We start from the raw sequence: 26570 nt of genomic DNA on the forward strand, positions 1-26570 counted from the left end.
AAAAGCTTGCTAACAAGGATTAGAAACAACAAGCCTGCCCAAATAAACAACAGGCTAACAAAATTTTAGATTTATGGGAACCGGTAAAAAACGAATTGGGATACTATCTGCCGGCGGCGACTGCCCGGGCATTAATGCGGCAATACGAGGCGTGGGTAAAACCGCTATTGTTGAGTATGGAATGGAAGTAATTGGTATTGCCAACGGCTTTAGCGGACTGATGAATATGGAAGCTACAGCCATGGAAGAAAAAGCCCTGTCGGGAATTATTACTGTTGGGGGCACCATTTTGGGTACCTCCCGTTTTAAACCCTTCAAAGTTGAAGATGGAGAAACTGAAAATAAACCCCAAATCATCAAGCAAAACTACGATAAGCTGGGATTGGATGCCTTGGTATGCATTGGTGGGAACGGCACACAAAAAACAGCTAATTTATTGTCGAAGGAAGGATTGAACATTGTTGGCATCCCAAAAACCATTGACAACGATGTGTGGGGCACTGATGTGACCTTTGGCTTTGACTCAGCCGTTACTATTGCCACGGAAGCTATAGACCGCCTGCATACCACCGGTAACTCACACAAGCGAGTAATGGTGATAGAACTAATGGGTCATACAGCAGGTTGGATTGCCCTTCACTCAGGCATTGCCGGAGGGGGCGATGTTATACTACTACCCGAACTGGATTATAGCCTCGATAATGTGTGCAACTGTCTGCTGGAGCGTAACCGCGTGGGCAAACCCTGCTCTATTGTTGTGGTGGCTGAAGGCATTGACAAACCTAAAAAGAAGTCAGCAGCCAGTTACATCAGTAAAAAAATACAGAAGATGACAGGGCTCGAAACACGCGAAACCATTCTGGGTTATATACAGCGTGGCGGTAGTCCCAGTCCACAGGATCGCATCCTGGCCACCCGTTACGGGGCCCATGCGGCAGAACTCATCCATAAGGGCGAATACGGCACCATGGTATCCATCAAAAACGATGTAATTACCTCAGTACCCCTATCGGAAGTGGGCGGTAAGCTAAGCCTTGTTAACCCCGATCATTACCTGATTCAACAGGGTCGCAACATGGGGGTTTGCTTTGGATAGCAAGTGAAAGAAAAAACGAAGAAAATGCCGGCCGGGTGACAGATACACCTTACCGGCATTTTTTCCTAGTCCCTTACACCCCTGATAGTTTTAAGCTAAAGGACAGTAGTTTAATATTATTATATTTGTCCAAAATTATTGACGATGCAAGCAGAAGAAATCAAACAGCTGAATGAGCAATTTGCTGATTCAAGCGCGCAAGAAATATTGACCTATTTCATCGAACGGTATGGAGACAAAATAGGACTGGCATCCAGCCTGGGAGCCGAAGACCAGGTGCTTACCGAGATGGTCATCAATATCAATCCGGCTACCAAGATATTTACACTGGATACAGGACGCCTGTTTCCCGAAACCTACGACCTGATCGACCGAACATCACGCAAATACAAGAAAAATATTGAGGTCTACTTCCCTAAGCGTAAAAAAGTACAGAAAATGGTGAATGCCAAGGGCATCAATCTGTTTTTCGAAAGCGTTGAAAACCGTAAAGAATGCTGTTTCAACCGGAAGATAGAACCCTTGCAGCGCGCCTTTAAGGGATTGGATGTATGGATCTGTGGACTACGTGCAGCCCAATCTGTAACACGAACTGACATCGCCAAGGTAGAATGGGATGCCAACAATAAGCTACTGAAGATAAATCCACTGGCTGACTGGAGTGAGCAAGCGGTGTGGGACTATATCAGCGAAAAGGGCATTCCATACAACACCCTTCATGACAAAGACTATCCCAGCATTGGGTGTCAGCCCTGCACACGCGCCGTGATGGAAGGTGAAGATGTGCGTGCCGGTCGCTGGTGGTGGGAAAACCCCGACACTAAAGAATGCGGACTACACAAGCGCTAAGCCATAGGTGTACAAAGCCCGTATACCATTGAAATATCATTCAAACGGGTTAACTGAATCAGATTCAGTTAACCCGTTTGTCATTAATCCTATTGACAATCCACACCCCCCTTTTGGCGGCAGATTCCCCCTTGCTCCCAAGCGCAAAGAGAAGAAGTGCTGGGTTAACAATAGCAATTCGTAATATCTAAGAAAGCATTAACATCTTTTGGAATAGCCGATTAATATTCAAAATCTCCAGATTTAAAAACGTACAATAAGTCCACCTGAGAAATCACCCTGAACAGCCAAAACGCCTGTGCTAACACTAACACCCGAACTTGGACCACCCGAGCCAATGCCTAAGAACAGTCCACCTCCGGAAAAATACATGGGCAGCAAAAGGCGGCCTTGCAGACGTATCCCAACCCGATCGCTAAAAAAATACTTGATACCACCCCCAAAACTTACGGCGAAAGAAACATGATCGGACACATCGGCTGTTTGCATATTATACCATGCCACACCCATTGCCGCCATGCCAAAGGGTACAAGCTTTGCTTTCCTCAACTCCTTAAGCACACCAAGCTGAAAATAGTCAATATTCAAATCATAAATCCGATTTTCAGCGTTTACAAAATCTTCATACAGGGCATCCGTAGCCGAATGGGTATAGGTAAATTCAGCCATTGTGCCAGGCATCAGCTCAACAGACACAATACCACCAAATTGCGCCGCATTCTCCATCTTAAATTTTGCACGGTACAGGTTAACATGTCCATTTAAAGCATAGCCATAAACAGGTGTCAACTCAATACTCCTTCCGGACTTTGCTTTATTTTGTGGATGGGCATCAAATTGAGCGGTGGAACCCTGCGCCCAAGCGGTCAACGACAGGGCTAACAGCCACCCTATCATTAAATGTTTAAATTGTCTCATTGTATAGGTTATCATGTTTGTTTTCAGTCAAATATATAAAACGAATCAAACAAACACAATAAGCAAAATACCGGGCTTAGCCTTGAAATCAACCAATAAGATGCCCCACTCTTTTCTTAACCCTAACAAAAAAGGTGCCTTTAGATAGCTGCAAGTATTTGCACACAGATAACCAGTAGCACCATGGCCACAGGGTATACCGTGGCATAGGCAATTGCAGTGGCGTTACTGTCGGTCATACTATCCACAGCAGCCAGACCGGGCGTGCTGGTCATCGATCCGGTGATAGTACCCAAAAGGGTTAATATATTCAGCGATTTCATAAAATAACCGGCCACTACTGCCATGAGCATTGGAAAGAGGGTTAAAATAGCGCCCACCACAAAAAGCTGTGCTCCGTAATTTTGGTATGTATCCACGATGGTGGCACCCGCTTTGGTGCCCACAGAGGCTAAAAAGAGCATCAATCCCAACTGACGGAGCAACTGATTGGCTGCCCCCGACATGCTCCAAATAACAGGCCCTGTTCGGCCAATGCGCGCCAATATCATCGACACTGCAAGAACTCCTCCGGTAAGTCCCAGACTGAAAGAAAAAGAACCGCCGAAAGAAAGTGACATCTTACCAAATAAAATACCCAACACAATACCCGCTGCCACAGGAAAGAAATCAGTATCGGATAACTTGCGGTCGTTATTTCCAAACACACGAATTACCTGCTTCATATTTTCGCGGCTACAAGCTACCATTACCTTATCGCCCATTTGCAACTTAACAGATGGTGTAGGCGTTATATCAATACCACTCCGGCGGATACGTGTTACGGTTGCCTGATAATTGGTCCACAGGTTAAAAAGACTCAGGGATTTATTTACCACCTCAGAATTGGTTACTAAAATAGACTGTACTTCATAGCCCTCATCCAGGGGAATCTTTTGATCTGTCTCAGAACCCATCAACATAGTAATCTTTTCCAAGGCATCCTGTGTACCCACCGCACGCACCAGATCACCCTTGCGCAGCACGGTTTTCTTCTCGGGCGTAGTAGCATGGCCGCCACTCATCACGCGGGATATAACAGCCTGGGTCATACTTCGCACACGCAGTTGTCCGATGGTTTTTCCGATCACATTTTCATTTTCAACCACCAGATTAATATGCTTTATTTCAGGAAAACCGGACTCAGCCGAAGCCTCATAATCAGCTTCTGCTTTTTTAATATCAGCCCGAATAATTTTTGGATAAAACTTAGCAAACAGGATAACACCAATAACACCAAAGGGATAGGCCACCCCATAGCCAATAGATACCAAGGGTGAATTGGAAGTTTCGATGGCGGCTGCCAATCCGGGGGTTGACGTTAATGCCCCCGTAAGTAAACCCGTAACAATAGGCATCTCCAATCCAAATATACGATACAGTACATAGGCCATTACCGATGCCGAAAGAATGACCACCGTGGCCAAAAAGGCGAGACTTCTTCCCTGCTCCCGAAAGGAGTCAAAAAATCCGGGACCAGCCTGCACGCCAATAGTATAGATAAATAAAATAAGTCCTATTTTTTCAAGTATACTCGGCATTACCACACCAAAGTGACCAAAAACCAAGGCCACAAAAATAATGGCCGATATATCGAGTGATACGCCTTTAACTTTGATATTACCAATAATAAAGCCCAAACAAATAATAACAAACAGGGCAAAATAGCTGGTTTGAAGAAGTTCCATCTGTACAAATTTTATAACGCTAAGCTAAACAGAAAAAGCTTAACTGATTTAATTATTACCTTGGAATTGCATGAAGCTGAACAAAAGCTACACAAAGATAGACTTTCATTTTCAACATTAAATTTCTTAACTTAGAAACTTTGTCCCCTGCCATATTGACTTGAGAATAAAGCCGCCTCGTTCACATTTTTACATAAATTATGTTCCTTGTGTAACATCCGGCTCTTATTGACCGTCCTATTCACATTGCGCCACCAAAAGATGACTATAAAAGAATTTAACCAAGCCGTTAATGAACATGCCGATAATGTATATCGCTTCGTTCTCAGCAACATTAAAGATGAGGATAAGGCCAAAGACATTATGCAGGACACCTACGAGAAACTGTGGAAAAAGCACACTGAGGTTTCCTTCTGCAAGGTAAAAAGCTACCTTTTTACGACGGCCTACCACACCCTTATTGACCTAACACGACGCGAGAAGAAGCAGGTTAGGTGGGAAGAAAAGGAATATAAAGAACACTGCCATACAGAAGGATATACCGACCTTAATGAAGTATTACACCAAGCTATAAAGCGCCTACCCGAAGCACAAGCCATGGTAGTTATGCTGCGCGACTATGAAGGCTATAGCTATAAAGAAATTAGTGATATTTCAGGCCTAACAGAAGCCCAGGTAAAAGTATACATCTACCGGGCCCGCGTGTTTTTAAAGGCCTATATCGGCAAAATTGAAGTGCTAGTGTGATGAAAATAAACAAAGACAATTACGAAGCTTATGCACTTGACCACCTTGAGGGAACCCTTTCTCAAGAGGACAAGGAAGCCTTACTTGCGTTTTTTGACCGGCATCCTGCGCTTGCCAAGGCATTGGAAACCGACATCAGCATAACCCTTAGGCAGGAGCACGTTTCTTTTAAAGACAAAGACTTGCTATTGCGACATGCGGCTGAAGCTTATGGCCTGCCGGCAAAAGATTATCTACTCATCAAGAAAAGTGAAGAAGGCCTCACTCGTGACGAAGAGGCAGAGCTGATGTTGGCGATTCCCCGCAATGAAGAACGCAAACAAAAGGAATCGGCATATCATAAGGCTCGTCTGAAAGCCTTCACCAACATTACATACAAGGAAAAACAAGAGCTGCAGCGTGGCATTTTCGTTCCATTCACTTACCGGATAAAACAAATGACAGCTGCCGCTGTAGCACTACTCATATTGGCATTGGGTACACATTGGTGGCTCAACAGCCTTCAAACATCACCGGGGAATAAACCTGGCTATGCAGGAGTAAAAACACTTGAACCATTAAAATCTTCGAACGCAGCAAATGTTATCGCCGGCATCAACACTAAACCAATGGTCAATCAACTGCATCTTAGCGAGGTGCAAAAAAAAGCAGATGATCTGCCCAAAGAGGAAAGCAATCCCTATATTGATAAGAAGCGCTCAAATTCCACTGAGTTAGCAAGCCTCTCTCCCATCAAGAATCTTCAGTTAACTGACAACAATACGGTCAATGCATACGAACATGCATTAAGCGTTATGATGCCACAATACCTGCAAAACCAACGACTGCGTGAAGAACTGGCTGTCACTTACCATCGCATCAACCAGAAAGATAAAACACCAACCTTCACCCTTGCCCTGCTGGAAGGCGGGGTAAAAGTGATGAATTTTCTCTCTCCCGATGCCCTTGAAATGAAAAAGTATTATAATGACAAAGGGCAGATTACTGCTTATGAAGTGAAAGGCAGCAACCTACACCTCAATACACGCATACGCTAAAAACTCCTCTTCGCATCATCCTCAAGGGTGAAAAAAGCGATTCGCTCTTGCAAAGACTCAGCGTATTGACGCAGCTCGCCGGCTTTAGCATTCATATTCTCCGATATATGCGCATTCGTTTGAGTGGACTCATTGAGACCCATGATGGCGTTATTAATTTCACGCACTGCCGTTTGCTGCTCCTTGCTTGAAGCCACAATTTCAGCAAGCAAAACGGCAGTTTTGGTTACATCGGGCACAACATCAGCAAGCTTATCAGCTGTTTTTGAAACTACCTGCATACCCTCGGTAAAACTTTTATCGATAGCATTGGCCAACACCTTACTGCGTTCAGCCAACTTGCGCACTTCGGCCGCCACCACAGCAAAACCTCCTCCATGAACGCCCGCACGAGCAGCCTCCACCGAAGCATTTAACGACAATATATTGGTTTGCTGAGCAATTTCCTCAATGGCCATCAGCTCATCGCGGATAGAGTTCATCGATTGAATGGCCAGCTGCGAGGTTTCATTTCCGCTTTTCATTTCTGCCACTGCCTTTTGCGCCACTTCCTCGGTTGAATGGGCATTACTACCATTGGCCTCTATGGTAGCTGTCATCTCCTCCATCGACACCGATATCTCCTCCACCGAGGCCGCCTGCGTATTGGACGAATCGGACAACTCACGTGACAAGCCACTTGTTCGCTGGCTCTCATCGGTCAGCAAATCAGCGGTTTTTCGTACAGAATGAACCACAGTGGAAAGGGCATCGATCATACTATTAAGATTATCGCCCAGCTGCGCAAACTCATCACTTCCTTTTACCACAACTTTATGAGACAAGTCACCCCCGGCCACTGCCTGATTAGCTGTGATAATGCCCTTTATCTTCAGGTTTGTCTTACGAATAAAGCGCATACTGATTAAGGTAACCACCAACAGAACGGCCAACATTATAAAGATGATATTGTAGATGGCAGCCTGCACATGCCCTTGCACCTCATTGGCATTAGCATCAAGGCTCGACTTAATGATAAACAAACCCACCAAATCTCCATCCTGATAATTCTCCATAGGATAGCCCAATATATCCTTCCCATTTCCCCAGGGACTTGTATCAGGCTGACCGTGACACTGAAGACAACCCTGCTCATCGGATAGTCGAACCGGACGCATCACCCATAATTCATTGGTTTCTTTATTGGTATAACTTAAGTCCTCAAGTGAAGCATCAGCCTCAAAACGACGAATAAACTCAGCCTCCAGATCGGTGGCCAAATAATCCTTATTACGAGCCCTGGTAGATGCCACACGGAAAGAATAACTATCGTCATCCGCGTTATTTTCACCCACGGCCATGGAGGCAAAAATCGGCACTTTCTTTAGCATATCCTCCCGGTCAGAAGATGAAATAACACCATCCGGATTTTTCTTTTTCAAAGTCCGTACTTCCTCTGCCATATTGTACTGTGTAGCCACGTACGACCGAACGGCTTCCATGCGCGATAGAATAGCCCTGGTTTTCCGCTCCAGGGTTTCAATACCCTGTTTTTTTAACATATCTGACGACACATATACAGCAATGGCCGTTGCCACAATCAAAGGGACAAAGACCATAAGAACTAGCTTTGTCCTAAACTTCAAATTCCTCATGTAAAATCGATTATTTTCCCTATTGCATCCCCCATTATTATAATCACGATGCTTTTGACCTTTAACGCAGCAAGCTCAATACTGTTTCAGAATACAAGCTAGAATATTGAACACACCCAACGATCTTCCTGATTAAGTGATAAATAAATTTACGCAGTTGCGTGCTTAATTAAATATTCGCGGCACTTATTAGCACATCTGGATCGCCCCTGGCATTGAATAATTATCTTTGCCGCATGCAAGTGAAATTTAGTAAGCAGCAACAGGCATTTATACAAAAGGTACGACAAACAGCCGGTAAAGCCATCAACCAACATCAGATGATTTGTGCAAACGATGAGATACTGATTGCCGTGTCGGGTGGTAAGGATAGCCTGGCGCTGCTGGAAATACTGGCTTCAAGAAAAAAGGCCCTCCCCATTAATTATACCTTGCATGCCGCACACATTATCACCGAGGATGTACCCTACCAAATAGATACGCAATGGCTGCAAAACTTTTGCAATTCCCTTGATGTAAAACTGCATCTGATTACTACACGTGCCAATCTGTCCACAGCCGGCAAGAAAAAGCCCTGTTTTGCCTGTTCGCGCAACCGCCGAAAAGAACTATTTCAACTGGCCCACAGACTGGGGATAAAGAAACTAGCTCTTGGCCATCATCTAGATGATGCTGTAGAAACGCTAGTTATGAACATGGCCCAACATGCCAATATCTCTTCCATACCGGCCAGCCTCAATATGTTTGATTCAAAACTTCAAATAATTCGTCCTTTAATACAGTTAACCAACGATGAAATGAAAAAATATGCAAAACTTATGGGTTTTAAATCGTTGAAAAGAGAATGTCCCTATGAAGACCACACCATACGTCAGAAGGCACGTAGCATTGTGGAGCAGATGAGCAGCATCAACCCCAAGGCACGCATTAATCTGTTTAACTCCATGAAGAAAATTGATTTTGAATATTTGCCATAAACCATACAAGGACAAACATATCAAGATTTGAATACCAAGACTATTGGCCGTTCGCACAAAATATTCAACACAAAAAAAAACGAATATCAGCTTTTGGACACCAAAAGCCTACCCAGCAAAAAACTAGCCCATACTGCCTTTTACAGATCCTGTAAAAAGATGTGGAATTTCGTTTTTTTTACACCCTCTAAGCACCCCAAAAAGCCCTGTATCTTACTCAATAATAATAACCTTCATTTATTTTTTTTACACCGCTTAACACGCTAAACCAAAAATAAGCAGTAACTTTGCGCCTCATTTGGATTTTAGCTATGCAAGAGATTAGAAACGTTGCCATCATCGCCCACGTTGACCACGGTAAAACCACCATGGTAGACAAGATGTTACTGGCCGGAAAACTATTTAAGGATCACCAGGATGTTGGTGAACTCATTATGGATAACAATGACCTGGAGCGCGAACGCGGCATCACCATTTTGTCGAAAAACGTGTCGGTCATGTGGAAAGGGATAAAAATTAACATCATTGACACACCGGGTCACTCCGACTTTGGCGGTGAAGTGGAGCGCGTGCTGAACATGGCCGATGGTGTGTTACTGTTGGTAGATGCCTTTGAAGGCCCCATGCCACAGACACGCTTTGTGCTGCAAAAGGCAATATCTCTTGGACTAAAACCCATCGTGGTTATTAATAAGGTAGATAAACCCAACTGTCGTCCTGAAGAGGTACACGAGGATGTTTTCGACCTTATGTTCTCATTGGATGCCACCGAAGACCAGCTTGACTTTCCATCGGTTTATGGATCGGCGAAGGAAAACTGGATGAGCACAGATTGGAAAAAGAAAACCGATAACATCGAAGCAGTTTTTGATGCTATCATTGAACACATACCCGCCCCTGCCATTAACAAGGGAACGCCCCAACTGCAAATTACCTCGCTGGATCACAGTAAATATCTGGGACGTATTGCCATTGGACGCCTTCACCGCGGTGAGCTGAGCGTGAACCAGGATGTGAGCCTGGTAAAACGTGATGGCAGCATTACCCGTACCCGTATTAAAGAGCTACACGTTTTTGACGGACTGGGACGCACCAAAGTAGATAAAGTAGCCTGTGGCGAACTGTGTGCCCTTATCGGTGTTGAAGGATTTGATATTGGCGATACCGTCGCTGATTTTGAAAATCCTGAACCCCTTCCTCCCATTGCCATTGATGAGCCTACCATGAGTATGTTATTTACCATTAACAACTCGCCTTTCTTTGGTAAAGAGGGTAAATATGTTACCTCACGTCATATCAAAGATCGATTAACTAAAGAGCTGGAAAAAAACCTTGCACTGCGCGTTGAAGATACTGACTCGGCCGATGCCTGGAATGTATACGGACGAGGTGTACTGCACTTGTCGGTGCTTATTGAGACCATGCGCCGCGAGGGTTATGAGTTGCAGGTAGGACAGCCCCGTGTTATCATCAAAGAAGAGATGGGCGAGAAACTGGAGCCGGTTGAAGACTTAACCATTGACCTGCCGGAAGAACACTCGGGCAAGGCCATTGAAATGGTGTCGCAGCGCAAGGGCGATCTTAAATCGATGGAGAAAAAAGGTGAACGCGTGCATCTGGAGTTTAACATACCGTCGCGTGGTATTATCGGACTGCGTAGCAACCTACTAACAGCCACACAGGGAGAAGCTATCATGGCACACCGCTTCATCGAGTTCCAGCCCTGGAAAGGAAGTATCGAAAAGCGCATCAACGGATCACTCATCGTACTTGAATCGGGCACAGCGATTGCCTATGCACTGGATAAACTACAGGACCGTGGTAAATTCTTTGTATCGCCCCAGGAAGATGTTTACATGGGACAGGTGATTGGTGAGAACAACCGCGAGGGTGACCTTACTGTTAATGTTACAAAAACTAAAAAGCTAAGCAACATGCGTTCGGCCGGTGCCGACGATAAAGTAAAACTGGCACCCCCAATTGTCTTTAGCCTCGAGGAAGCACTGGAATATATACAGGGCGATGAATATGTGGAAGTAACACCAAGTGCTATCCGCCTGCGTAAAATTTTACTGCTAGAGCACGAACGCAAACGCGCTTCCAAAGGAGAATAATAGCCATACGGTGATTAAAAATCATCGAATATAAAATCAGGGAGGTGACAATAACAATCATCTCCCTTTCTTTATTTTACAGCCTTTTGTATATTCATTGCTCCCGCCATAAATTGAAAGACCATGTTTATTAACTTACATACCCACACCCCTGAAGCCGATGAAGAAAGCATGGCCATCATTCAAAAGGAGGCGAGTTTTCCTTCTGATAAAGCAGGTGCAAAGCTCTTGCATTCGAAAGGCATACATCCCTGGCATATTACACCCGACTGGAAAAATAAAATACAGATGGTCGCCCCTGCTCCCGGTCTGCTGGCCATTGGTGAGTGTGGCCTGGACAGACATAAAGGCGCGGATCTGGACACGCAAAAAGAGGTATTTGAAGCTCACATCGCTTTGTCCGAACAACTCAAGCTTCCGCTTATTATTCACTGCGTAAAAGCCTATTCCGATATCATTAAAATGCGAAAAGATCTTAGGCCTGAACAAGACTGGATATTCCACGCTTATAATGCGGGCAGGCAGACAACAGAACAAGCTCTGAAACACGGTTTTTATTTTTCGATGGGTAAAGCAATCCTAAATCATTCCTCTAAAGCCGTCCAATCGTTGAACCATATTCCCACCCATCGCTTATTTTTGGAGACGGATGATGAACCAACCCTTAAGATTACGGCCATCTATGAAAAAGCTGCATATATTTTAAATCTTGAATCTGTTAAATTACAGCATATTATTCAAGATAACTTTAAGCAAGTATTCAATGTCAATGTTTGAAATTATTAATCCATTAAATAGTAGCTGGACCACGTGGGGACTCACCATGATGGCGGCCTTTTTTATCGGTGTATCCAAAGGTGGCCTCAAGGGGCTATCCATGTTTGTTATCCCTTTATTTGCTCACCTCTACGGCGGCAAGGCATCGGTAGGCATATTGCTCCCCTGCCTCCTGATGGGCGATATTATGGCGCTTCGTTTCTTCTACAAAAATGCCCACATTAAATTAATCTTGAAGCTAATACCCCCTGCAATCATAGGCATCCTGGCAGCTGTATATTTGGGCACTAAAATTAACGACACCCAGTTTAAATATGCCATGGGTGCCACCATACTGATTTGTGTCGGCTTGCTTCTCTACAACGAGTTTAAGGGTAAGATTGACATGTCGGGATCAAAAACCTTTGGCAATGCACTGGGCTTTTCGGGCGGTTTTGCCACCATGATAGGCAACGCCGCCGGTCCAATATTTAATCTGTACCTATTGTCCATGCGACTCCCTAAAGCTGCCTTTATTGGCACGGGTGCCTGGTTTTATCTCCTACTCAATACATTTAAGGTGCCCTTCCATGTATTTAGCTGGCAAACCATTAGCGGATCTACTTTTCAGCTTAATCTGTTAATGTTTCCCGTAGTGATCTTAGGCACCTTCACAGGTAAACGTATTGTTGGACACATACCCGAGAAGCCCTATCGCTATTTAATCTATGCCATCACGCTTATATCTGCCCTCTTTTTGTTTATCAGATAAGTCCCCGTTAAGCCTCCACCAAGAGATGCATTTTATCATTTAATTATCAACATGATTATTGTACCTTTACGTTCATGATAAACAATTAATACTGAACTAAATCATACTGTAATGAGCGATATCAATTGGAGCGACCTGTCATTCAGCTATATGAAGACAGACTACAACGTAAGATGTTATTACCGCGATGGCAAATGGGGTCAACTGGAAGTACACTCATCAGATCAGGTCAGCATCCACATGGCTGCCACCGGCTTACACTATGGCCAGGAGGCTTTTGAAGGTCTGAAAGCATTTAAAGGTAAAGATGGCAAAACGCGCCTATTCCGTATCAGAGAAAACGCCAAACGCATGCGCAACTCAGCCATTGGCACTATGATGGCCGAAGTACCGGAAGACATCTTTGTCAATGCCATTCTAAAAGCCGTTGAATTAAACCAACGTTTCGTTCCTCCCTATGAATCAGGCGCCTCCTTATACATTCGCCCATTATTAGTTGGCACAGGTGCCAAAATTGGTGTGGCTCCCACCGACGAATACCTGTTTATGGTTTTTGTAATGCCGGTAGGTCCTTATTTCAAGGAAGGCTTTAAGCCCACCAATATGATGATTTCGCGCAAATATGACCGTGCCGCTCCCCTGGGTACCGGTAACATTAAGGTAGGCGGTAACTATGCAGCAAGTCTTCGTGCAGGCCACGAGGCACACAGCAAAGGCTATTCGGCCGTGCTTTTCCTTGACAGTAAAGAGAAAAAGTACATTGACGAGTGCGGCCCTGCTAATTTCTTTGGCATCAAAAACAACTGCTATGTAACGCCCAAGTCAGCATCCATATTACCCTCTATCACCAATATGAGCCTTTGCCAGCTGGCCGAGGACATGGGATTAACGGTAGAACGCCGCCCCATACCACTGGAAGAGCTGGGTACTTTTGAAGAGGCAGGTGCTTGTGGCACTGCTGCTGTTATCAGCCCCATTGGCCGCATTGATGATGTAGAAGCGGATCATTCCTATGTATTCAGTAAAGATGGTAAGCCGGGTGCCATATCCGAGAAGCTGTACAATAAACTGCGCGCCATTCAGTATGGCGATGAGCCGGATACTCATGGCTGGGTAACTGTTGTTGAATAGCAACAATTTAAAAAAATAATTCACGAAGGGTTTTGCAATCGCGCAAAACCCTTTTTTATGGTCACAATATTGGCTTTTAAAATTCATATTCCTTATTTTTACGCCTTTATGAGCGCAATCTCTCTTCACATATTCAACCTTCAGGAGTCGGTATAAAAGGCAGTAATTAGAGTTGAGCCTTCAATTCATTACTGTCCAATCTGCTCACTTTGCCCATGCAACGGTTATTTAGCCGTGACTGCCCGGGCTGATTTTCTATTTTTTAAATCATAAAATTGATGTAATGGAACACTTGCTATATGAAGGTGGTCGAGACAATGAGATCATCGCGCTATTTAAACAAACATTTACCGACTCAGAAGGAAAGGATGAAGGCAAGCTAATTGCCGACTTGGTAAAACGATTTTTGCAAAACACACCAAGGAAAGATGTATCTGTTTTTCTAACTATCGTAAAGAATCAGGTGGTGGGAAGCGTCATTTTTTCCAGGTTGACATTTGAGGAAAGTAAGGTCAACACCTGGCTGCTATCCCCTGCGGCGGTGGCTACCTCGATGCAAGGGAAAGGTGTTGGGCAAGGCCTGATTAACTTCGCCCATGACTTCCTAAAAAAGAAAGGCGTGCAGCAAGTAATAACTTATGGTGATATTAACTTCTATTCAAAGGTAGGCTATCAACCCATCACGGAAGCGATCATCCCATCTCCTTTAAAGCTAAGGTATCCTGAAGGCTGGATTGCGCAATCATTAAAAGGAGAAAGTATAATCCCTATTAGCGGTAAGACTTATTGCGTTGAGGCAATTAATCATACCGAATTATGGTGAAATTAAAGATGCGTGAAATACTGGTAGAGCGTTCAATAAATTTTTGGGAACGATTCTTTGGAACATGACATTTATAAGGAACCATACCATAAGTGGTTTATTAAAAAGGTATTAATAAACTTACTACTAGTTTATATACATCAGGCCTACCCTACTTTTTCTTAAAAATCTTACAAAAATGACAAAGCAAACACATAATATCAAAGACTTAGGCTTCAGAGAATACCTAAGACAATATCGATCAGACAATGATCTGGAATCGCTCAATATAGGCAGGATCATTCTTGAACACAAAGAGCGCTATGCGGTTCTATGCGAACAAGGTGAAATAGACTGCGAACTCATTGGAAACCTGCGATTCACCGCACAGCAAAGATCCGACTTACCGGCAGTTGGCGATTGGGTGGCAGTCAATGAATATGATACTGGTAAAGGATTAATTCATGCCGTTTACCCAAGAGAGAATATCTTAGAAAGACAGGCAGTGGGACGAAATGGAGAGAAGCAAATAATAGCTACCAATATTGACTATGGTCTCATTGTTCAATCTGTAAACAGAGATTACAGTATCAACCGACTGGAGCGCTATATTACCCTTTGTAATACGGCCAAGATCGAACCGATCATTGTGCTCAATAAGATTGATTTAATTGAACAAAAACAATTAAATAATATACTCAGCGAAGTAAATAATCGAGTTAAAGGAATAATAGTAGTTGCCATTAGTAATTTAACAGGCGAAGGACTTGAGCAAATCAAGTCCGTGATTAAAGCTGGTAAAACCTATTGCCTGCTCGGTTCTTCAGGCGTAGGTAAATCCACGTTGATTAACACTTTAGCAGGTAATCAACGGATGAAAACCGGAGCCATTAATGAATCCATTGACAGGGGTAAGCATATTACCTCGCATCGGGAGCTAATCGTGCTTCAAACAGGTGGAATAATTATTGATAACCCCGGAATGCGCGAAGTTGGCCTTACTGATGATCAATCTGGCCTGGAAATCACCTTTGAAAAGATCTATGAACTGACCAAGGATTGTAAGTTCAAAGATTGTAGCCATCAAAATGAAAGTGGCTGTGCGATACTTGCAGCATTAGACACAGGAGAGCTGAACAAAGACACATACACCAACTTTATGAAGCTCAGACGAGAGGAAGCTCATTTTTCGGCTACCGTACACGAAAAACGGAAGAAGGAAAAAGCCTTTGGAAAAATGGTAAAACAATTTGTGAATCAGAAACACAAAAACAGAACTTAATTGAGCAACAGGAACGGTTCTCAAAAAACAACATTTAGGGAACCGTTCCTTAAATGCTTAATTAATCTAAAGCTTTCGAAAGACACTGCTAGAAACGCTTATTACGTGCCACGTAGCACACAAAACGCATCCCAATGGGTATATGTTGCCATAGGGTTGATAAAAGGCCAAAATAACGGCGCATAATATCAAAACGTTCCCGTAGTCCGGGTATGATGTTTTGCTTGGTTAAACCTCCATCCAAGAAGCGCGACAGTATTTGCCGACTGTTATATACCGAGGAGGCAGCTTTAAGTGCCTGCAGGCACCATTCATAATCGGCTGAGAAACGGTAGTGGGTATTGTAAGGTGCCGCAATGGCTCGGGCCACAAGAATAGACTGATGACTCACAAGCATACCACGACGAAAATCTCTCCAGCATAAGGCTGAGGGTGGCTGCAAACGTCGCTCGCCAATTTCGTTGCCGTCAGCATCAATCATCAGGGTGTCACCATAAATTACATCGGGCAAGGAACCCTCCAATTGTTCCACAAGCTGAGCAAGCGTATTGGGCGCATATATTTCATCACCCGCATTGATGAACCACACATAATGCCCACTTGCCAGCTTCAAGCCCTTATTCATGGCATCATACAGCCCTTCATCAGGTTCGCTAATCCATTTTGATACAACGTCTTTATTATCCTTAATTAAATCGATTGTTCCATCATTAGAGGCACCATCGATAATAATATATTCTATATTTGAATATTCCTGCGCGGCGATACTGTCGATGGTTTTTTGCAGTGTATTAACCCCATTATAAACAATTGTAATAATGCTAATAAGCGGCCTTTTCATAAAGTATTACCTTAATAGGGTTTTGTAAAGATCAATGTATTGTTGCGCTACATGAGCTTCGGCATACTTATCAAGCACTTTTTGCCGTGCCCTTGCCCTGTAACTTAGCCGGTCAGCCTGAAGAAGGGTATCGTAGATACCTGCTGCCAGGCTATTGGCATCACCCTTATCAGCTAGGTAACCCATTTCTTTATGCTTAACCATCTCCGGCACTCCTCCAATTCCAAAAGCCACTACAGGTGTTCCGCATGCCAAGGCCTCCATCACCGTATTGGGCAGGTTATCCTGCAAGGAGGGCAACACATACACATCGGCAGCACTGTACAAATCCACAAGGGTTTCGGGATTAGATATAAAATTAAGCATATGAGTCTTAAAGGGCAACAAACGCGAGGTATCCTCCTGCATTTTACCAAACACTACAAGCTCCACCTCTTCCTTCAGGTTAGGATACTGCCTGGCCAAAAGATCCAGCGCCTCCATCAAATAGCGCATTCCTTTGCGAGGATCATTAACATTGGCAGCTCCAAACAGCAAAAGCCTCTTCCCTCTTGGCAGGCTCAGACGATCACGCGCCTCATTGGCATTACGCGGCATATAAAATTCAGTATCAATGGGGTTAGGAATATTGCAGTAATCTTTACCGTGCAGCAAAGCACTCTTCTTTGCTAAATCCCTCAACCAGGCGCTGCAAGCCACCACACTCAATCGCTTTTCGCTGTAAATCTTCTGCTTACCGGCAAAAACACGGGATGACAAATCATGCTTTCCGGGTCTTTTCAGAAAGGGACAAAAAGCACATCCTGTTTTATAGGCAGTGCATTCACCGGCATAATGACAACCACCCGTAAAGGTCCACATATCATGCTGCGTCCACACAACAGGCTTGCCACAGTTAAGTAGCTTATTCAGGCTATTAAGCGAAAGAAAACCCTGGTTAATCCAGTGAATATGAATCACATCGGCCTCCTGAACCAAAGGGTGACGGCTAATATCCATGCCCGTATTGGCAGGTGAAAAGGCAAAGCGAACACTGGCATCGCGCTCATGAGGCAGAAACATAAGTCGTTCCCAGGCAAAACGGGCGAAAGCCTTATAGGCATAGAAGACACCACCGCCCGCGGCGTAAACCCCCGACTCCTGCCCTTTCCGATCCTGCACCAGCAACTTGGATTCAACACCCGCCTGCCGCAATGCCCTGTTAAGGCGACCTGCCGCTACAGCGGCTCCGCCGCCCACATCTGTTTTATTTATTTGAAGGATTTTCAATATTTTACCGGGCTTATTGATTACCAAACGCTTAAATTCATCTGTTCCAATCTACATCGTCATTTCAAATGCTATCTTCCAGCTTATTGGGGTAATCGATATTATAGTGTAGCCCCCTACTCTCCTTACGCTTACGCGCCATTTTGATGATCAGATAACCCACATTAATTTTATTGCGCAGATGACAAATCTTCTCCGATACCTTTGAGTCCTGATACAAGGCTTCGGTCTCGCGGTACAACACCTCCAGTCGGTCGTAGGCACGGTTCAGGCGTATCTCGGAACGAACAATGCCCACGTACTTACTCATAATCTGCTGCACCTCCTTATTGGACTGCGTTATGAGTATCATCTCCTCGGGGTGCGTGGTGCCTTCATCATTCCAATCTGGTATCCGTTGATTGATTTCCAAATCTTTAAGCTTAGTAATACCATCCACCGCGGCAGCATTGGAAAAAACCAGCGCTTCGATCAGAGAGTTACTGGCCAGGCGATTGGCACCGTGTAAGCCGGTTGAAGCGCACTCGCCAGCAGCATATAAGTTAGCGATTGAGCTACGTCCTTTCAGATCCACTTTGATGCCCCCACACAAATAATGCGCCGCAGGCACCACAGGTATCATATCTTGTGTGATATCAATGCCTTGCGTCAGACACTTCTTGTAGATATTTGGAAAATGACGCTTTGTTTCCTCGGCCGGCTTATGCGTCACATCGAGGTACACATATTCATCTCCCCTATTTTTCAATTCGTTATCAATGGCTCGTGCCACAATGTCGCGCGGCGCCAGACAGCCCCTCTCGTCATAATTATGCATAAACTCTTCGCCATTGCGACGGCGCAATATACCACCATAACCACGCATGGCTTCTGTGATGAGAAAAGAAGGTCGCTCCGACAAATTATAAAGAGCTGTTGGATGAAACTGAACAAACTCCATGTTTTCGATGATACCCTTGGCTCTGAACACCATGGCAATACCATCTCCTGTTGCTATCAGGGGGTTGGTAGTGGTTTGATAAACACTACCAATACCACCGGTGGCCAGCATCGTATTTTTGGCCAGAAAAGTTTCCACTCGCTCGCTGGCTTTATTGAGAATATAAGCACCGTAGCAATTGATGTCGCGCATCCAAGGCTCTGTAACGCGTCCCAGGTGATGCTGCGTAATGATATCCACAGCAAAATGGTTCTCATAAATGCTGATGGAAGGATGATTGCGTACGGCCTCAATCAATGCACGTTGAATTTCGGCACCCGTGTTATCCTTATGATGCAAAATACGAAACTCGGAATGCCCGCCTTCGCGATGTAAGTCGTAACGCCCGTCGGCCTTTTTATCGAAGTTGGTGCCCCACGATAACAATTGCTGTATCTGACGGGGGGCTTCTTCCACCACCTTTTTAACGGCAGCCAAATCACAGAGGCCATCGCCTGCCACCAGTGTATCTTCAATGTGCTTTTCAAACGAATCGGGTTTATACATCACCGATGATATACCACCCTGAGCATAAGCAGTATTCGTTTCTTTAAGTTCAGTTTTACTAACAACAGCAACCGAACCATGCTGTGCCACTTTTAGTGCATAGCTCAATCCGGCAATACCAGATCCTATCACTAAAAAATCAAATTCTCTTCTCATGCGGAAAAAACCTTTGTATAAAGGCAAAGGTAGAAAGAAATCAACATCTTTAAGGTAATAATTCTATCTAATCAGTAAGGAAAATAGCTGAACACCTTAGCATTCTATATTTCAAAAGCCAACTAACTGCCGGGTGGAAAAGTTTACAGCACTAAAATGTGAAAGCGGATTGTTTGAAATACTCCGTTAAGCCCGGCAAAAAAGCATACCCGGGAAACTAGATAAAGAACATCAGATCACAAAGAAGTGAAGGCCTTATTCAACAGAGAATCGCCTGGAAACAATCTCCTTAAAACCCTCGCTATTAACACCCTGAAATACAACAGTATAATTCGTTGCTTCATCGCCGGTAAAAAATGTTACGTCAGCCAAATCCCCTCCCTCTCTTTTGAGCTGCCCAAAATACAAGAGGTTACGAAAATCGGCTAATCTGGAATGTTTTACTTCCTTAAGGGTATAATCGGGACCAAGGTATTGCCAGGCATTGAGGTAGCCCTGGTGAACCTGCCTAAAGATGCGCTGATCGAATTCAAGATCGCCCATATCACCCTGTCGGGTTATGAAATTAACCAGACGCCCCAGGTTTTCATCCTCCAGATAATAATTGAGATTAATCACCTCTATACGCTCGAAATAACTAGGATCCATGGTTAAAATACGAGCTACATCATTGATGGCCACCCCATCAACAAAGGTCATAGTCTTCCCTTCTTTGGGATACAAAGATGTTTGCTCAAATACTTTGATTTCATACTGTCCCTGGGACTTACGTAGGGACACATAGGGTAAAATCTCGCGGATAAGCTCCTCGGTATTGGGCAGTTCGATATATCGATCAATTAAAACCGTATTTTCCGGAGTACCATAAAAAGAACTTTGCTTCTCAATAGAATCAGCCTCTGCAAGCTTTGGATAATGAGCCGCATAAAGGGTGTTGATCTGCATATTGATGATTGCCTCATTAACTCCCTCTATCGTAACAGAGTCAAAAGCTAGCGGAGGCAAATCAAAGGCTGCATATTGGTGCGAAAACTGATCTTCAACCTTTACATTATATTGCAATTTTGTAGTATCTGTATTATAGGGTTGTATTACCATCTCCTCCGTGCCGTATCGATCTACCTCGAAACGTAGTACCCCCTCCTTATCGCTGGTTGCAAAAATCAAATCGGGATTCTGACTCACAAAACCAAGCATATATTTCTCACCCTGAACCGGAAGACCGGTATTGCCATCAAACACTATCGCCTTCAATATTTCACTGCGTAGCTCGGGGGGCAACAAAGCACCTACAGGTTCACTATTCAGCTTTTTATCAGAAGCTTGAACACTATTGCCACAATAAAGACTTGACTTAACAACAGATACGCTGACATGCTCCCAAGCTTTTACTTGCTGAGGCACAGGCAAGCTTACTTTCTGTCGCCTCGCAAAACGTAAATCCGATGTTTCGGGTGACAAATCAGGTTTTAGACGTTCTGGGGCATCAACCGCCGGCAAGCTCCCCTTTAAAAATGGGTTCACCACTGAAACAAGGTTATGGGCATAGCAACTTACCGGATAATTAATCATCCACCGCGTATAAGCCCGCAGCAGGTAATTGTCGGTCGTAAGTGTGTCTGGCAGGCTCAACTTACTTGTTGCACATCCCTCCAAAAGCCTTAATTTGCTTTGCACCACCGGCACGCCGGCACCATTCATCAGCTCCACATACACTACCTTACTCATGTCCGACACATGGTTACTTTGGCCATGGAGCAACACCACATTAAACCACAGCTCTTCACCGGCAATGTATATATCCCGATCATTGGAAAGCACTACCCGCTCTTGCGACCGCAGGCAAAAACTAAATAACAACAATCCAAACAGGCTTAGTGTGAATATCTTCATTGTTGTGATATTTGAAATTTTAGTCCACCCAAAAATCCGGAGCCTGCAAATCACCGGTATAACGACAGTCGGCACATTTCTCGCGGCTAAGCATCAGCCCCACCAAATTGACTCCGTTTTCAGGATAGATACCATCGTGGGCATGAAAATTTCCATTCAGCACCATCTCTTCATAAATCTGCAAAGCCGAGGTAAAGGAAAATCCATCCACCATAAAAGAATCGAGCGAACAACCAAAGTCATACGGTTGAATTGGCAAGCCCAGATCATCCATTTCCCGACGGTTAATATAAAGACGCTTTGCCGTAACACTACCGGTTTGAAAATAGCCCAGCACAGGCTCGTTCTTTTCATTTACATTCTCCACATTTCCTTGAATAGAGAATGGCTGGGTGCCAAATACATCGCCCACATTTTCCGTGGAAATCTTCAGCTTATTCCAAAAGGCATACTCCTCTTGCGATATGCTTAACTGCCTCACCAATATACTATAGCGCACCGTTAGCTTATCGGTATGCAGCGAGGGTACAAAGCATACTTTTTTATTTTTCAAGGAGGAAGACTCCTGATTGGCAAATGAATGAATAAACACACCGGAGGAACGCTCGTTCTTCCAGCAAATCTCATTTTTGGGCGTCACATATTCCCAGTTAAGAGTTGAATAGTTATACTCTATCCGGGTGGGAAAAGGCACCTCAAACTTCCAGTCTTCTTCATACAACCACCTGACATAAGCACCTTGATAGGCATCGCCATCCACCATAATGTCCAAACCAGGCCACTCCTCCGTTTTATCATCGTTCCATTGCCGCGATGCTTTGAAATGTACCTTATCAATATCGGTTTTGGGCAAGAGGGTGCAGGGGCTTGAACGATACTCTTCGCCTCCTGCTGTTCGTATATTTAAGGTATAAGTACTACCTACTCTTGCGATGAAGTGCATAGGGTCGGTTTGATAGATACCGGCAGCGGTCTCGGTCAGCACTTCTTCATTGCCTTTTTGATCGCTAATGGACACAAAGGCACCCGATTCCATGGTCGGCCAATCGCCACTGTTACTTAGCGATCGCGAAAGGCGCACATAATGCGACTTGTTCTCATCCGTTATCAGTGCATCCACAACCAATAAATCCTCATAATCACTCAAATTCACCTCATAGGGTTCGAGGCACGACCACAGACCGGCCAGTACAAAGAGAGTCAGAAGGGTTTTCTGTGTCATTAGGTGTTAGATTAAGTCAAAGGTGCATTGTTGGTAATCCAAAACTGCAAAAAAAATGTCACATTTTCGATATTATGCAAAAGAAATATTACAGTGAAGATGTTGAATTGTAATATTTTAATATTTTTGTTATACAAACCCAAAAGCCCATATCGATGAAAAGCCTTACCCCGCTTATTCTGTTTAGCCTGTTCATTCATCAGGGCATCTTCCTAACTCTTCTGGCACAAAAAAGCAAGCCTTGCTATGCTCAGGCGGATAGAGACTCGGCATTAGCTTGCTATCATAATTATTTCGACCAAAGTCTCAAGTACATCAACGGTCGTGAATATAAACCTTACCACTACCCCACGCACGAAAATCCCTACCTAAACGACCGTCAGGGAGAAGGCACCCTGTATATGGAAGGCAGGACTTATCCCAACAAAAAGTTACTTTACGACATATACAAGGATTTGCTGATAGTAAATCCTGAATTTTATGAACTCTCCAATATCTATATCCAACTAAAACAATCAGAAGTTGATTCTTTCGATATTAGCTTTGATCATATAAATTTTCGACTTATTCATTACAAGGAGGCTTACGAAAATCTAAAAGCCGGTTATTATCAGTGCATTTACAAATCTGATAATACTACACTTCTTCTAAAGCATTACGCCATTAAAAGTAGCGATGAAAGCCTCACCACCTACTTAAAAAAAACGCAGCGCTACCTATTTTATGAGGGCAAGTACCACGACATCAGCAAACGCAAACAACTGTTCAAGGTATTGCATCTGCATAAAAAAGCTGTAAAGCGAGAGTGCCACAAAATCCGTCACTCGTATAAAAATATGAGCGAGTCTGAACTGATTAACCTCATGCAGTTTATTGACAATCTAAGCCTCACCCAATGAAACGCCTTTTAACCTTCCTACTGACCTTACTCTGTGCAAAGACCTTTGGACAGCATATAACCTTTCATAAGGATTCCGCCACTTTTGAGTCGATCATCATCCAACTGGAAAAGCATTCAAACTACCGATTCTTTTATGCAGACAGCTGGACGGACACACTCCATTTTAAGGTTGCCTTTGAAAAAATGCAGGTGCGCAAAACTATCGACTGGCTGGCAAAAAAGAGCCACCTGGATTACACACTGCGCAATACGGATGTCATCTTCACCAAGAACTACAAGGTAAAAACCAATTACGCCCAACAGTATTTGGATTTACTGAGCTACAAAACTGCCTTTAACACCGACTCCATTGTTTATGAAGCTCCTAAGAAAGAGGATCTGACAGAGAAGACCATCAGCGATGAGTACCTGGTATTTACCATCGGTAACAAAGCGGCGAACCCCAGTAGTAAGAAAGCTACCTTAAGTGGTAAAATTACTGACATAGAAAGCGGTGAGCCACTCATTGGCACTGTAATTTATATTGATGACCTGAAAAACGGTACCGTCACCAATCCCTACGGCCACTATTCCTTTTCCATGCCCAAAGGAAGATACAGGGTACAGTACCGATCGGTGGGCATGCGCACTACCTATCGCAACATTGTTATTCATTCGGATGGCGTGCTCGATGTAAGCATGAAGAGCAAACCTACCTCATTGAAAGAGGTGACCATAACCGCCCGAAGCGAAGACCCTGTGCGTAACCTGCACATGGGCATGGAGAAAATTACCATGAAGACATTGAAACAGCTGCCCCTTGGCATGGGCGAAGCTGATGTGATTAAATCCACCCTTCTGTTGCCGGGTGTGCAGAGTGTGGGTGAAGCTTCCAGCGGATTCAATGTGCGCGGCGGCAGCACGGATCAAAACCTGATTCTACTGAATGATGCACCCATCATCAACACCTCCCATTTTTTTGGTTTCTTCTCGGGCTTTAACAGCGATATCATCAAAGATATTACCCTGTACAAAAACGGCATACCGGCCAAATATGGCGGTCGTGTATCCTCAGTGATGGACATGAGCGTGAAGGAAGGCAACCGCAAGAAAACACGCCTCAACGGCGGTATCAGTCCGGTATCGGGGCGCCTTACCCTGGAAACACCTCTGAAAAAAGACAAAAGCTCGTTTATCCTGGCAGCCCGCACCACCTACTCCGATTGGGTACTTAAGCTGCTGGACGATGCCAAGCTCAAAAACAGCTCGGCTGGCTTTTACGATCTTCAGGGCAGTTTTTCATGGGATCTCAATGAACAAAACAGTCTTTACCTATCGGGCTATTACAGCTACGACGATTTTGACTATTACACCGAAGATGCCTTTGAGTACAACACCCTTGCAGCCACCATTAAATGGAAGCATATTTTTAATCCCAAGCTATTTTCTACTTTTACAGGCACAGTCAGCAACTACAATTACACCACCGAGTCGCGCACCGACTCCAGCCTGCTGCACTACATCGATTACCGACTGAATCAATACGGTGCCAAAGCTGATTTCTCCTACCTATCAGCAAAAAATCATAAGATCGATTTTGGTCTTAATGCCACCTGGTATGATCTATGGCCGGGCAAACAAACACCCGCCTCACCCTCCTCCCTCATCGCCCATAAAAAACTTGAGAAGGAACAGGCACTGGAAGCAGCACTTTACATCAGCGATGAGTTTGACCTCACGCACTTCATGTCCTTATCAGCAGGCCTGCGATATTCATTCTACACCAATTTTGGCCCAAAAACACAGTTCAACTACACGCCCGGTCAACCGCGTACAGTGGAAAATATGACAGACACCACTGATCATGGCAATGGCCCCATCTCCTTTTACGCAGGTCCTGAGCTACGTCTGTCGTCCAACATCAGGCTCAGTGGCACCAGTTCACTCAAGCTGGGCTATAACCGCATGTATCAGTACATTCAAATGATATCGAACACAGCAGCCATGGCACCCACCGATATTTGGAAACTAAGCGATCAATACCTGAAACCACAGCGTGGCGACCAGTTTTCCATTGGCTACTATAAAAAACTGCGCAACAACAGCATTGAGGCCTCCTTGGAAGCTTACTACAAAAAACTCGATAACATCATAGACTACAAGGGTGGTGCCCAACTGGTGATGAACGAACACCTGGAGACTGACGTGCTCAATGGACAAGGTAAAGCCTACGGCATCGAAATGATGATACAGAAAAAACGGGGCAAGCTAAGTGGCTGGGTAAACTACACCTATTCGCGCATTAAGCATCGGATGAATAGCCAGTTTAGGGAGGAACAAGTGAATAACGGAACCTATTTCCCTGCCAATTACGACAAGCCCCACGATTTTAAAGTGGTGGCCAACTATAAATTCAGCCGTCGCCTGAATGTGTCGGGTAACTTTTTTTACAGCACCGGACGACCGTTTACGGCACCGGTGGCTTATTATCAATTTGGTGGCGCCGAAAAGGTGTATTACGCCAATCGCAACGCCATGCGCATGCCCGATTATATTCGCCTTGATATGGCCGCCACCCTCAATGGTAACCTGGTTGCCAAAAAACTAAACCACAGCTCATGGACCTTTGCCGTGTATAATGTATTGGGCAGACAGAATGCCTATAACATATTCTTCAGAGCTGAGGGCGATAAGATACAGGGCTATAAAATGTCCATATTTGGTCAACCCATCTATACTTTAACCTACAAATTTAAATTTATGGGTAACGCCAAAGGTGATTTCTAAACACAACAAATGCTTAAGCAAGCAGATGAACCATCTCCCCTGCTATTTGGTTAATAATACGTTAAAGTCCCGGTCTCCATCTAACAAGCATCTTGATACTTTTAGATGAAATATTAACTTTGTTTCCCGCACTTTTCAGGCAGGCGGCATAGCAACCAAGCGCCTAACAATAACACAGGTATAACTTTTAATTG

At 44.3% G+C, this 26570-nt stretch carries 21 protein-coding genes; 13 read left to right on the forward strand and 8 right to left on the reverse strand.

The features are described 5' to 3' along the window. Positions 1–73 precede the first annotated feature (73 nt). Both ACRD7A_RS12310 and ACRD7A_RS12315 read left to right on the forward strand, forming a co-directional pair. Positions 74–1096 (forward strand): ATP-dependent 6-phosphofructokinase, encoded by a 1023-nt coding sequence (locus ACRD7A_RS12310; protein ID WP_430811381.1) that lies wholly within the window; start codon positions 74–76, stop codon positions 1094–1096. Positions 1097–1240: 144 nt separating this feature from the next. Continuing rightward, a complete protein-coding gene (locus ACRD7A_RS12315; RefSeq protein ID WP_430811382.1) occupies positions 1241–1945 on the forward strand; it encodes a phosphoadenylyl-sulfate reductase in 705 nt (234 codons plus the stop codon). A 243-nt stretch (positions 1946–2188) separates the two neighbouring features. On the opposite strand, the gene ACRD7A_RS12320 is transcribed toward ACRD7A_RS12315, so the two are convergent. Together ACRD7A_RS12320 and ACRD7A_RS12325 are read right to left on the reverse strand one after the other, a co-directional pair. After that, positions 2189–2863 carry a hypothetical protein gene (locus tag ACRD7A_RS12320; protein ID WP_430811383.1) on the reverse strand — a complete coding sequence of 225 codons (675 nt, stop codon included), beginning with the start codon at positions 2861–2863 and terminating at the stop codon, positions 2189–2191. A gap of 140 nt (positions 2864–3003) precedes the next feature. Further along, complete coding sequence (locus ACRD7A_RS12325) at positions 3004–4590, reverse strand: aspartate:alanine exchanger family transporter (RefSeq protein WP_430811384.1); 1587 nt, start codon at positions 4588–4590, stop codon at positions 3004–3006. Between the two features lie 261 nt (positions 4591–4851). Here ACRD7A_RS12325 and ACRD7A_RS12330 point away from each other — a divergent pair, with 261 nt between their 5' ends. Next, a complete protein-coding gene (locus tag ACRD7A_RS12330; protein WP_430811385.1) occupies positions 4852–5337 on the forward strand; it encodes an RNA polymerase sigma factor in 486 nt (161 codons plus the stop codon). Beyond that, a complete protein-coding gene (locus ACRD7A_RS12335; RefSeq protein WP_430811386.1) occupies positions 5337–6374 on the forward strand; it encodes a hypothetical protein in 1038 nt (345 codons plus the stop codon). The genes ACRD7A_RS12330 and ACRD7A_RS12335 overlap by 1 nt, the downstream gene beginning before the upstream one ends. Here the strand turns inward: ACRD7A_RS12335 and ACRD7A_RS12340 are convergent. Then, positions 6371–7972 (reverse strand): methyl-accepting chemotaxis protein, encoded by a 1602-nt coding sequence (locus ACRD7A_RS12340; protein WP_430811387.1) that lies wholly within the window; start codon positions 7970–7972, stop codon positions 6371–6373. The two genes, ACRD7A_RS12335 and ACRD7A_RS12340, sit on opposite strands and share 4 nt — an antisense overlap. 272 nt (positions 7973–8244) lie before the next feature. On the opposite strand from ACRD7A_RS12340, the gene tilS reads away from it, so the two are divergent. From tilS to rsgA, 7 genes are all read left to right on the forward strand, one after another. Continuing rightward, positions 8245–8985 (forward strand): tRNA lysidine(34) synthetase TilS, encoded by a 741-nt coding sequence (gene tilS / locus ACRD7A_RS12345; protein WP_430811388.1) that lies wholly within the window; start codon positions 8245–8247, stop codon positions 8983–8985. A 311-nt stretch (positions 8986–9296) separates the two neighbouring features. Beyond that, positions 9297–11099, forward strand: a complete 1803-nt coding sequence (gene typA, locus ACRD7A_RS12350; RefSeq protein ID WP_430811389.1) for a translational GTPase TypA — start codon at positions 9297–9299, stop codon at positions 11097–11099. A gap of 123 nt (positions 11100–11222) precedes the next feature. After that, positions 11223–11876, forward strand: coding sequence for a TatD family hydrolase (locus ACRD7A_RS12355; protein WP_430811390.1), 654 nt, complete (start codon positions 11223–11225; stop codon positions 11874–11876). Continuing rightward, positions 11863–12627, forward strand: coding sequence for a sulfite exporter TauE/SafE family protein (locus tag ACRD7A_RS12360; RefSeq protein WP_430811391.1), 765 nt, complete (start codon positions 11863–11865; stop codon positions 12625–12627). The genes ACRD7A_RS12355 and ACRD7A_RS12360 overlap by 14 nt, the downstream gene beginning before the upstream one ends. 84 nt (positions 12628–12711) lie before the next feature. Continuing rightward, complete coding sequence (locus tag ACRD7A_RS12365; RefSeq protein WP_430811456.1) at positions 12712–13758, forward strand: branched-chain amino acid aminotransferase; 1047 nt, start codon at positions 12712–12714, stop codon at positions 13756–13758. A 283-nt stretch (positions 13759–14041) separates the two neighbouring features. Continuing rightward, the gene (locus ACRD7A_RS12370) at positions 14042–14581 is read left to right on the forward strand and encodes a GNAT family N-acetyltransferase (protein ID WP_430811392.1); all 540 of its coding nucleotides are present in this window, start codon (positions 14042–14044) and stop codon (positions 14579–14581) included. A 178-nt stretch (positions 14582–14759) separates the two neighbouring features. Then, complete coding sequence (gene rsgA / locus ACRD7A_RS12375) at positions 14760–15842, forward strand: ribosome small subunit-dependent GTPase A (protein WP_430811393.1); 1083 nt, start codon at positions 14760–14762, stop codon at positions 15840–15842. An 88-nt stretch (positions 15843–15930) separates the two neighbouring features. On the opposite strand, the gene ACRD7A_RS12380 is transcribed toward rsgA, so the two are convergent. From ACRD7A_RS12380 to ACRD7A_RS12400, 5 genes are all read right to left on the reverse strand, one after another. Next, positions 15931–16683 carry a glycosyltransferase family 2 protein gene (locus ACRD7A_RS12380; RefSeq protein ID WP_430811394.1) on the reverse strand — a complete coding sequence of 251 codons (753 nt, stop codon included), beginning with the start codon at positions 16681–16683 and terminating at the stop codon, positions 15931–15933. Between the two features lie 6 nt (positions 16684–16689). Beyond that, positions 16690–17952 carry a glycosyltransferase family 4 protein gene (locus ACRD7A_RS12385; protein WP_430811395.1) on the reverse strand — a complete coding sequence of 421 codons (1263 nt, stop codon included), beginning with the start codon at positions 17950–17952 and terminating at the stop codon, positions 16690–16692. A gap of 64 nt (positions 17953–18016) precedes the next feature. Next, positions 18017–19594 (reverse strand): L-aspartate oxidase, encoded by a 1578-nt coding sequence (gene nadB / locus ACRD7A_RS12390; RefSeq protein ID WP_430811396.1) that lies wholly within the window; start codon positions 19592–19594, stop codon positions 18017–18019. 255 nt (positions 19595–19849) lie between these two features. Continuing rightward, on the reverse strand, positions 19850–21487 hold the full coding sequence (locus tag ACRD7A_RS12395) for a hypothetical protein (protein ID WP_430811397.1): 1638 nt from the start codon (positions 21485–21487) through the stop codon (positions 19850–19852). 19 nt (positions 21488–21506) lie between these two features. Next, positions 21507–22709 (reverse strand): DUF4249 domain-containing protein, encoded by a 1203-nt coding sequence (locus ACRD7A_RS12400; protein ID WP_430811398.1) that lies wholly within the window; start codon positions 22707–22709, stop codon positions 21507–21509. 155 nt (positions 22710–22864) lie between these two features. Between ACRD7A_RS12400 and ACRD7A_RS12405 the strand changes: the two genes are divergently transcribed. Both ACRD7A_RS12405 and ACRD7A_RS12410 read left to right on the forward strand, forming a co-directional pair. Further along, on the forward strand, positions 22865–23608 hold the full coding sequence (locus tag ACRD7A_RS12405) for a hypothetical protein (RefSeq protein ID WP_430811399.1): 744 nt from the start codon (positions 22865–22867) through the stop codon (positions 23606–23608). Then, positions 23605–26376 (forward strand): TonB-dependent receptor, encoded by a 2772-nt coding sequence (locus tag ACRD7A_RS12410; RefSeq protein WP_430811400.1) that lies wholly within the window; start codon positions 23605–23607, stop codon positions 26374–26376. The genes ACRD7A_RS12405 and ACRD7A_RS12410 overlap by 4 nt, the downstream gene beginning before the upstream one ends. Positions 26377–26570 lie beyond the last annotated feature (194 nt).

Source organism: Carboxylicivirga longa (genome assembly GCF_050589825.1).
In the GTDB taxonomy this organism is placed as follows: Bacteria; Bacteroidota; Bacteroidia; order Bacteroidales; family Marinilabiliaceae; genus Carboxylicivirga; species Carboxylicivirga longa.

Bases quoted from the DNA above. Each gene is read 5' to 3' on its own strand.
- ACRD7A_RS12310 (WP_430811381.1), top strand. From the start codon at position 74: ATGGGAACCGGTAAAAAACGAATTGGGATACTATCTGCCGGCGGCGAC.
- ACRD7A_RS12315 (WP_430811382.1), top strand. From the start codon at position 1,241: ATGCAAGCAGAAGAAATCAAACAGCTGAATGAGCAATTTGCTGATTCA.
- ACRD7A_RS12320 (WP_430811383.1), bottom strand. From the start codon at position 2,863: ATGAGACAATTTAAACATTTAATGATAGGGTGGCTGTTAGCCCTGTCG.
- ACRD7A_RS12325 (WP_430811384.1), bottom strand. From the start codon at position 4,590: ATGGAACTTCTTCAAACCAGCTATTTTGCCCTGTTTGTTATTATTTGT.
- ACRD7A_RS12330 (WP_430811385.1), top strand. From the start codon at position 4,852: ATGACTATAAAAGAATTTAACCAAGCCGTTAATGAACATGCCGATAAT.
- ACRD7A_RS12335 (WP_430811386.1), top strand. From the start codon at position 5,337: ATGAAAATAAACAAAGACAATTACGAAGCTTATGCACTTGACCACCTT.
- ACRD7A_RS12340 (WP_430811387.1), bottom strand. From the start codon at position 7,972: ATGGTCTTTGTCCCTTTGATTGTGGCAACGGCCATTGCTGTATATGTG.
- tilS (WP_430811388.1), top strand. From the start codon at position 8,245: ATGCAAGTGAAATTTAGTAAGCAGCAACAGGCATTTATACAAAAGGTA.
- typA (WP_430811389.1), top strand. From the start codon at position 9,297: ATGCAAGAGATTAGAAACGTTGCCATCATCGCCCACGTTGACCACGGT.
- ACRD7A_RS12355 (WP_430811390.1), top strand. From the start codon at position 11,223: ATGTTTATTAACTTACATACCCACACCCCTGAAGCCGATGAAGAAAGC.
- ACRD7A_RS12360 (WP_430811391.1), top strand. From the start codon at position 11,863: ATGTCAATGTTTGAAATTATTAATCCATTAAATAGTAGCTGGACCACG.
- ACRD7A_RS12370 (WP_430811392.1), top strand. From the start codon at position 14,042: ATGGAACACTTGCTATATGAAGGTGGTCGAGACAATGAGATCATCGCG.
- rsgA (WP_430811393.1), top strand. From the start codon at position 14,760: ATGACAAAGCAAACACATAATATCAAAGACTTAGGCTTCAGAGAATAC.
- ACRD7A_RS12380 (WP_430811394.1), bottom strand. From the start codon at position 16,683: ATGAAAAGGCCGCTTATTAGCATTATTACAATTGTTTATAATGGGGTT.
- nadB (WP_430811396.1), bottom strand. From the start codon at position 19,594: ATGAGAAGAGAATTTGATTTTTTAGTGATAGGATCTGGTATTGCCGGA.
- ACRD7A_RS12395 (WP_430811397.1), bottom strand. From the start codon at position 21,487: ATGAAGATATTCACACTAAGCCTGTTTGGATTGTTGTTATTTAGTTTT.
- ACRD7A_RS12400 (WP_430811398.1), bottom strand. From the start codon at position 22,709: ATGACACAGAAAACCCTTCTGACTCTCTTTGTACTGGCCGGTCTGTGG.
- ACRD7A_RS12405 (WP_430811399.1), top strand. From the start codon at position 22,865: ATGAAAAGCCTTACCCCGCTTATTCTGTTTAGCCTGTTCATTCATCAG.
- ACRD7A_RS12410 (WP_430811400.1), top strand. From the start codon at position 23,605: ATGAAACGCCTTTTAACCTTCCTACTGACCTTACTCTGTGCAAAGACC.